Raw genomic sequence first — 7019 nt, forward strand, 5'->3', positions numbered from 1 at the left:
GCCGCCACAATCAGCGCAGCGAGTGAGCAGGCAAGCGTGATAATGCGCATGTGTCTGACTCCCTGTCAGGCGGCAATCCCGGCCTCGGTCGCCGGGAAGATGTGAAGGCGCTGCAGCGGAATGCGCAGACCGACCTTCGTTCCGAGTTCGTGACGGCCGACATCGTCGACCGTGATCTGGCGGCCGGCGGCTTCCACCTTGTAGCGGTAGATGCCGCCGGGATAGGCGCGTGCGGCGATGGTGCCGGGGACGACGAGATCGCCCCCCGAAGCCGGCGCATCGAGGTTGCCCAGGCTTGCGACATCGTCGCGGAAATAGGCGAGCGCCTCGCCGGCCGGCAATGCGGCGGCGGCTGCGCCGGCAAGCGTCGCACGGGCGCCGCCGGCAGCGATGGCAGCCTGCCCCTCGCCGCGCTCCACATGGAGCGGCAGCACGTTCTCCGCGCCCATGAAATTGGCGACGAAGGCACTGGCCGGGCGGTCATAGACCTCCTCGGGCGTGCCGACCTGCGCGATATGACCCGCCTGCATGATCACCAGCCGGTCGGCCATGGTCATGGCCTCCTCGCGATCATGGGTGACATGGACGGCGGTGAGGCCGAGCCGCTGCTGGATGGCCCTGATCTCATGGCGCATCGTCATGCGGATCTTGGCGTCGAGATTGGAAAGCGGCTCGTCGAGCAGCAGGATGCCGGGGTCGATGGCAAGCGCGCGGCCCAGCGCRACGCGCTGRCGCTGSCCGCCCGASAGCGCCGTGACCTTGCGCTCCTCGTAGCCGGACAAGCCGAGGAAACTCAGCACCTCGGCGACCCGGGCGGCGATCTCCGCCTTCGACTTGCCGCGCAGCTTGAGGCCATAGCCGATGTTCTGCAGCACGGTCATATGCGGCCAGAGCGCATAGGACTGGAAGACCATCGCCATGCCCCGCTTCTCAGGCGGCAGGCCGGCGATATCCTTGCCGCCGACGACGATGGAGCCGGCCTCGACCGGAACGAAGCCGGAAAGGGAGCGCAACAGCGTGGTCTTGCCGCAGCCGGAGGAGCCGAGCAGCGCCGTGAAACTGCCGGGCGCGAAGTCGAGATCGATGCCGTGCAGCACCCGCGTGCCACTATAGGCGACCTCGAGACCGCGCACGCTGATCGCCGCGCCGCTGCCGGTTTTGGGCTGCGTTTCCACCTGCAAGACAGCTACTCCCTGGCCCTTCCCCGGCCGCCGGCGAACTGGAATATTTCTTCCATTGCCGATCCTTTTGAAATAAATGTTACGTACGGGGCGCAGTCTATGCAAGAGCTTTGTGAAACTTGGGTGACAACCGGAATTCATTCCCTCTGGCTTCTGCCGGCCGCCGATGACGAGGCGATGATGGCGGCTCTCGTCGGCGAATTATCGGGCCGTTTCGGCACGCCCATCTTCGCCCCGCATCTGACGCTGCGCGGCGACACGCCCACGCCCCCTGCCGCCCTGGAACGCGCGGTGGCGGAGGCCGCGGCGACGGTCGAAGCCTTTGCGGAACCGGTCGCCGTCGTCGAGGGAAGCGACGCCTTCTTCCGCTCATTCTACGCGCGTTTCGCGGTCTCGTCGCCGCTGGCGAAGCTCAAGCGCGCGCTCGATCCCGACGGCCTCGACAGCTTCATGCCGCATGTCTCGCTGCTCTACGGCCCGGTCGTGGCAGCGGCGAAGGCCGAAGCCATCCGGGAGGTGAATGCGCGGCTCGCCGGACGCAGCATCCGCTTCGACCGGATCGGCGTCGTCACCTCGGGGCAGGATGTCCCGATCGCGGAATGGCGTGTGGTTGCGCAGGCAAGCCTGCGCTCGGCCTGAGCCGGCGGCTTCTCAGATCATCGGCGGAAAAGGGAAGGCAGGCTACTCGCCCGTCAGCTCGCGATTGCGGCGGCTGACCTCCTCGCTGTAGCGCTTGATCGCATGCGCCTCGCTGAGGATGCCGACGAGGCGCCGGCTCTCGCGATCAGCCACCACCGGCAGCGCCTCGCTCTCCGCCTCGTCGAACAGCTTCAGCGTGTCGCGCACCGACATGTTGGCGAGGAGCATCTTGTCGCCGTTGCGCAGGAGATGGCGCACGGTGCGCGGCGCCGGCTCGGCCGCGGCCTGCTCGTCGAGCGCGGGGTCGGGCTCGTAGAGTGCGCCCGGCGGGATCATGCCGGCATAGGCGTCGTTCTGGCCGACGGCGACGAGGTAGTTGATCGAGCCCGGCGGATATTTCAGCCGGGCCTCGGCGATCGGCGCGTCCGCCTCGATCTTCGGCACTTCGAGACGCATCATGCTGCCGGCGGTGAGATCGCGGATCCAGCCGACATCATAGGCGCCGCGGATGCTCTCGCCGCGCAGATGGAAGCGCCAGGTCGCGAAAGAGTAGCCGAAGAGCCGGCGCGTCACCAGCGAGGCGGCGCCAGCCGCGCCCATCACCGCCAAGGTGAGCTTGAGATTGCCCGTCATCTCCAGCGCGAGGAGCGCCATCGTCATCGGCCCGCCGACGATCGAGACGGCAAGCGAGCTCATCCCCACTAGCGCGAACAAAGTCTCGTGGCCGATGAGATTGGGGAAGAACGGGGTGAGCAGGCCGATGAAGAGCCGGCCGGTCAGGACACCGAGCAGCAGCGAGGCGAAGAACAGGCCGCCGCGGAAGCCGGAGCCGATCGAGACCGAGGAGGCCAGCGCCTTGGCGACCAGCACCAGCGCCAGCAGGCCGAGGCTCGCATCCATGCCGAGATAGAGGTTGATGGCACCATGGCCGGCCGAGAAGACCGAGGGAATCCAGATGGCGAGCGCGCCGACGACGAGCCCGCCGAAGGCCGGGCGCAGATAGGTCGGGATGCGCGAGCGGCGGAAGGCCGCCTCGACGAAGGCGGCGGCGCGCATCACGACGATGCCGACCAAGCCGCAGGCCGAGCCGAGCAGCACGACCAGCGGCAGGTCCGAGATGGTGATGGAGCCGATCGCGGGAACCTCGACTGAAAGCAGGGCCGGCGAGAGCAGATCATGCGTGACRGTCGCCATGAAGGTCGCAGCCATGACCGGCACGAAGACCGCGATCGAATAGCTGCCGAGGATGAGCTCGAAGGCGTAGAAGGCGCCGGTCAGCGGCGCGTCGAAGGCGGCGCCGATCGCACCGCCGGCAGCGCAGCCGACGATGAGCCGCATATCCGCCCGGCGCAGGCGCAACCGGCGTCCGATATGGGAGGCGAGCCCGCTGGCGGCCTGCGTGTAGCCGGCTTCAAGCCCGACCGAGGCGCCGGAACCGCTCGAGCCGATGGTCTGGAGCGCGACGATGATGCTGTCGCGCATCGACATGCGCCCGCCATGCAGCGCGTTGGCCTCGATCGGGTCGACCGGCTGGCTGCGGCGGCGGAAGAAGAACCAGGAGGCGAAACCGACGACGAGGCCGCCGGCCACCGGCCCGGCAATGGCCCGCCAGGGCGGAATGCCGCTCGMGATCGAAAGCCGCTGGCCGCTGGCGATGCCGAAGATCAGCTCGTGCAGGAACTGCGTCGCCAGCGACATCGCGACGACGACGATGCCGGCCAGGACGCCAACCACCGACGCCAGGACGACGATCCCGATTTCGCTGGACCGGATGAGCGCGCGCAGCCCCTGCGGCGTATCGGGAGACGACGTGTCGGGAGGGGTGGCTTTGACGGTGATCAAGGCAGCGGCCCGTGAGGCGGGTTTGCGTTGGCCGGCGGTCGCATATTGCCGTGGCGATAACAAGGGCCGGGCGGTCGCCCGATGCGATCATCATGCTTTCGGGTGAAGTGGTTTCAAAAAGATGTCCGTTTGCATGCCCTCGACGCATGACGGCCGCGCTCGATGCGCGGTTGATTGTCATCGTTCCAAAGTGAAGTTTCGGCGATGTGGTCCGCGGCGCTTCGCCGCAGAAGACCAGCCCAGCGAGGCCCGTCTATGCCGTCCCTCTCTCCCAGTCGGCGCCAGTTTCTTTCCTCCACCAGTATGTTGCTGCTGATCGCCTCGGCTGCCGGGGCGCGCGCCGCGGAGCATTCCGGTTCGCTGCCGTGGAAGCCCTTCGCGGCCCTGCCTCCCACGACGCTGCCCGGCGGGCGCTGGTACGTCTTCACCCCGGAGGAAGCCCGCACCGTCGAGGCGATCGTCGACCGGCTGATCCCGGCCGACGAGCTCAGCATCGGCGGCAGGGAGGCTGGCTGCGCAGGCTTCATCGACCGTCAGCTCGCCGGCAGCTACGGCTCCTCGGAACGACTCTACACGCAAGGCCCCTTTGCCGCCGGGCTGCCGACGCAGGGCTATCAGGGCAGCGCGGCGCCGACCCGGCGCTATCGGGAAGGGCTCGACGCACTCAACAAGCACACAAGGGCGAATTTCGGCGGCAAAGCATTCTTCGATCTCGGCGCCGCCGAGCAGGACCAGGTGCTGAAAGATTTCGAGACCGGCAAGGTCGACTACAAGCCCGCCGCGGGCTTCTTCAACCTCGTGCTGCAGAACACGATGGAAGGCTTCTTCGCCGACCCGATCTATGGCGGCAACAAGGACATGGCGGGCTGGAAGTTCATCGGCTTCCCCGGCGCCCGCTACGATTATCGCGATTACATCACGGCCCATAACCAGCCCTTCCCCCTGCCGCCGCTGTCGATCGCGGGCCGGCCGGAGTGGAAGACGGGCGACAAGTAAGCGGGAAGCTGACAGATGGCACGCAAACTCCCCCGCAAGGATGTCGTCATCGTCGGGCTCGGCTGGACAGGCTCGATCCTGGCGCATGAACTGACGGATGCCGGCCTCGACGTCGTCGCGATCGAGCGCGGCCCCTGGCGCGACACCGCGACCGACTTCAACGTCGCCTACGCCCCCGACGAATTGCGCTATGCCGTGCGCAAGGACCTGTTCCTGCAGCCGGCGCAGGAAGCGATGACGATGCGCAACAACGTCACGCAGACGGCGCTGCCGATGCGCGACTACGGCTCCTTCCTGCCCGGCACCGGCGTCGGCGGCGCGGGCACGCACTGGAACGGCCATACCTGGCGCTTCTTTCCGAGCGATTTCACGCTCAAGACGCATCTGACCGAGCGCTACGGCGCGGACCGGCTCTCCGAGCTTCAGATCCAGGACTGGGGCGTGAGCTATGACGAGCTCGAAAGCGCCTTCGACCGCTTCGAATACCTCGCCGGCATCTCCGGCAAGGCCGGAAACCTCAACGGCACGATCCAGCCGGGCGGCAACCCCTTCGAGGGGCCGCGCAAGCGCGAATACCCGCTGCCGGCGATGCAGATGACCTATGCGCCGACGCTGTTCGCGGAAGCCGCGCGGTCCAGGGGGCTGCACCCCTTCCCGACGCCCTCGGCCAACCTGTCCAAGGCCTATGTCAACCCGCTCGGCATCGCCATGGGGCAATGCACCGCCTGCGGCTTCTGCGAGCGCTTCGGCTGCGCCAATTATTCGAAATCGAGCGCGCATACGACCGTGCTGCCGGTGCTGATGCGCAAGTCGAATTTCGAGGCGCGCACCGAATGCGAGGTGCTCAAGATCAACCTGGCGCCCGACGGCAAGACCGCGACGGGCGTCACCTATATCGACGTCAACGGCGAAACTTTCGAGCAGCCGGCCGATATCGTGCTGCTCAACGCCTACGGGCTGCACAATGTCCGGTTGATGCTGCTCTCGGGCATCGGCAAGCCCTACGACCCCGCGACCGGCGAAGGCGTGGTCGGGCGCAACTACTGCTACCAGACCAATGCCTCGGCGCAGGTCTTCTTCGAGGGCAAGTCGATGAACCCGTTCATCGCGGCCGGCGCGCTCGGCCAGACGGTGGACGACTATAATGGCGATGCCTTCGACCATGGCGCGCTGAACTTCGTCGGCGGCGCCGGCATCAACTGCATCCCGACGAATGGCCGCCCGATCCAGTACCGGCCCGTGCCGCCCGGCACGCCGCGCTGGGGCTCGGCCTGGAAGAAGGCGACCAAGCAGTATTACAACAACACCCTGACCTTCTCGTCGCAGGGCTCCTCCTATGCGACGCGCGGCAACTATCTCGACCTCGATCCGACCTACAAGGACCGCTTCGGCCGGCCGCTGCTGCGCGTCACCTTCGACTTCCCGGACAACGACATCCGCATGTCGAACTGGGTGAGCGACCGGATGCAGGAGATCGCCACCGCGCTCGGCGGCAAGCAGGCGGTCGTCGGCAAGCAGCAGAAGGGCTGGAACTCCGTGCCCTATCAGAGCACGCACAACACCGGCGGCGCGATCATGGGCACGGACCCGAGGACCAGCGCGGTCAACCGGCACCTGCAGAGCTGGGACGTACCGAACGTCTTCGCCATCGGCGCCTCGGCCTTCCCGCAGAATGCCGGCAAGAACCCGACCGGGCCGGTCGGCGCGCTTGCCTTCTGGGCCGCGGATTCGATCCGCAACCACTATCTGAAAAACCCCGGCAAGCTGGTGGAAGCATGAAGAAGGCAGCGCTCCTCGCCGGCCTCGCGGCCGCCACGCTCTTCGGGGCGAAAGTCMTCGCCTCCGACCTGTTCGACCGCATCAATGCCGGCCGCTACCAGGCGATCCTGGCCGATTGCGCGGCCTGCCACACCAAGCCCGGCGGCAAGCCCTTCGCCGGGGGCGCACCGCTGCAGACGCCCTTCGGCGCGCTGGTGCCGTCCAACATCACGCCAGACCTCGAGACCGGCATCGGAAGCTGGACCTATGCGGATTTCCGCAGCGCGGTGAAGACCGGCGTCGGCAAGGACGGCAAGCGCCTCTATCCGGCGATGCCCTACCCGGCCTATGCGGCGATGAGGGATTCCGACGTCGCCGATCTCTGGGCCTATTTCCAGAAGGTCGAGCCGGTCTCTAACCGCGTCGTCTCGAACCAACTCCCCTTCCCGTTCAGTATCCGGGCCGCGATGATCGGCTGGAATCTCCTCAATTTCTCGCCGAAGGAGTTCCAGGCCGACGCCAGCAAATCGGCCGAGTGGAACCGGGGCGCCTATCTGGTCAACGGCGCCGGCCATTGCGGCACCTGCCATACGCCCAAGAGCC

Annotated in this window: 6 protein-coding genes; 4 read left to right on the forward strand and 2 right to left on the reverse strand. The window is 67.2% G+C overall.

What is annotated here, in order from left to right; all coding sequences use genetic code 11:
- Window positions 1-65 precede the first annotated feature (65 nt).
- The gene (locus tag AB4Y99_RS23590; protein ID WP_441525036.1) at window positions 66-1175 is read right to left on the reverse strand and encodes an ABC transporter ATP-binding protein; all 1110 of its coding nucleotides are present in this window, start codon (window positions 1173-1175) and stop codon (window positions 66-68) included.
- Between the two features lie 129 nt (window positions 1176-1304).
- Between AB4Y99_RS23590 and AB4Y99_RS23595 the strand changes: the two genes are divergently transcribed.
- Window positions 1305-1820, forward strand: coding sequence for a 2'-5' RNA ligase family protein (locus AB4Y99_RS23595; RefSeq protein ID WP_142022233.1), 516 nt, complete (start codon window positions 1305-1307; stop codon window positions 1818-1820).
- Window positions 1821-1862: 42 nt separating this feature from the next.
- On the opposite strand, the gene AB4Y99_RS23600 is transcribed toward AB4Y99_RS23595, so the two are convergent.
- Entirely contained in the window at window positions 1863-3662 is a 1800-nt protein-coding gene (locus AB4Y99_RS23600) for a chloride channel protein (protein WP_441525033.1), read from the reverse strand.
- Between the two features lie 303 nt (window positions 3663-3965).
- Here AB4Y99_RS23600 and AB4Y99_RS23605 point away from each other — a divergent pair, with 303 nt between their 5' ends.
- The 3 genes from AB4Y99_RS23605 to AB4Y99_RS23615 form a co-directional block, all read left to right on the forward strand.
- A complete protein-coding gene (locus AB4Y99_RS23605; protein ID WP_441525034.1) occupies window positions 3966-4658 on the forward strand; it encodes a gluconate 2-dehydrogenase subunit 3 family protein in 693 nt (230 codons plus the stop codon).
- 15 nt (window positions 4659-4673) lie between these two features.
- Window positions 4674-6437 (forward strand): GMC family oxidoreductase, encoded by a 1764-nt coding sequence (locus AB4Y99_RS23610; RefSeq protein WP_133565967.1) that lies wholly within the window; start codon window positions 4674-4676, stop codon window positions 6435-6437.
- The coding region (locus AB4Y99_RS23615; protein WP_441525035.1) for a c-type cytochrome at window positions 6434-7019 on the forward strand (586 nt) is incomplete at its 3' end. The genes AB4Y99_RS23610 and AB4Y99_RS23615, both read left to right, overlap by 4 nt.

The organism is Allobosea sp. TAB14, assembly GCF_052113865.1.
In the GTDB taxonomy this organism is placed as follows: domain Bacteria; phylum Pseudomonadota; class Alphaproteobacteria; order Rhizobiales; family Beijerinckiaceae; genus Allobosea; species Allobosea spartocytisi.

Excerpts from the sequence above, each read along its gene's own strand:
- AB4Y99_RS23605 (WP_441525034.1), top strand. The coding sequence starts at position 3,966 with ATGTTGCTGCTGATCGCCTCGGCTGCCGGGGCGCGCGCCGCGGAGCAT.
- AB4Y99_RS23610 (WP_133565967.1), top strand. The coding sequence starts at position 4,674 with ATGGCACGCAAACTCCCCCGCAAGGATGTCGTCATCGTCGGGCTCGGC.